Origin of the sequence: Parageobacillus caldoxylosilyticus NBRC 107762, assembly GCF_000632715.1 — a bacterium.
Lineage (GTDB): Bacteria > Bacillota > Bacilli > Bacillales > Anoxybacillaceae > Saccharococcus > Saccharococcus caldoxylosilyticus.
In genome coordinates, this window is the sequence record NZ_BAWO01000120.1 from 1 (window position 1) to 1,007 (window position 1,007).

The 1,007-nt window shown below is 43.1% G+C and carries 1 protein-coding gene and 1 pseudogene; both read left to right on the forward strand.

From position 1 onward, the window contains the following. Nucleotides 1–320 (forward strand): annotated as a pseudogene (istB, locus tag GCA01S_RS18895) (IS21-like element IS5376 family helper ATPase IstB); the annotation flags it as partial. Nucleotides 321–428: 108 nt separating this feature from the next. Continuing rightward, a partial coding sequence (locus GCA01S_RS18900) for an IS256 family transposase (protein ID WP_042412571.1) occupies nucleotides 429–1,007 on the forward strand: 579 nt, incomplete at its 3' end.

Here is a 1,007-nt window from a genome sequence, read left to right on the forward strand (position 1 = left end):
AAGAAGGAAAGCTGGAAAAAAAGCTTCGTATGTTTGTGAAGCCAACCGTTCTCATTATTGATGAAATGGGGTACTTAAAACTGGACCCGAACAGCGCTCATTACTTATTTCAGGTCATCGCCCGTCGGTATGAACATGCCCCGATTATCCTCACTTCCAACAAAAGCTTTGGGGAATGGGGAGAAATTGTGGGAGATTCGGTTCTTGCGACAGCGATGTTAGATCGATTACTGCATCATTCTATTATTTTCAACCTAAAGGGGGAAAGCTATCGATTACGGGAAAAAAGGCTCCAACAAGAAAAACAGAAGGATCAATGAGGTCCTTCTGGGGAATTTTAAACCGGCGATTTTGGGGAAAAAATAATCGGCCTTGACAGTATTCTCTGATTGGACGAAAAACATTCTAAAGAAAGGAGAACCCTACCTATGTCTAAAAGTATATCGAATATCGACTGGGCAAATCAACTGGAAAGTGTCATTCGTCAGTTTGTCAAAGAAAAATTAGAGCTGATGATGCAGGAAGAGATCAAAAATTTCCTCGAAATCGAACAAGCGGACACATCCAATATGAGAAACGGATATTATCAACGAAATCTAGATACGCAATATGGCCGGATTGAGGGGCTTTTGGTCCCAAGAGATCGAAACGGGGAATTTCAAACGCAGCTGTTTGCTCCTTATCAACGCCACACGGGATGGCTGGAGGAAGCTATCATTCGGATGTATCAAAGCGGCATGAGTACCCGGGAAATTGGCAAGTTTATTGAACGAATTCTAGGAACTTATTCTCCAGCGACGATCAGCCGTATTACCGATGTCGTAAAGGAAGATATCGAAAAATGGTGTAGCCGTCCACTATCCAAGCGTTATTCGGTCTTATATTTGGACGGTTTGTACGTGAAACTTCGCCGCGATACGGTAGAGAAAGAAGTCGTTGATGTGGTGTTAGGGGTGAACGAAGAAGGGTATCGCGAAATTCTTGATTTCTTTGTGGGAGCATTCCTG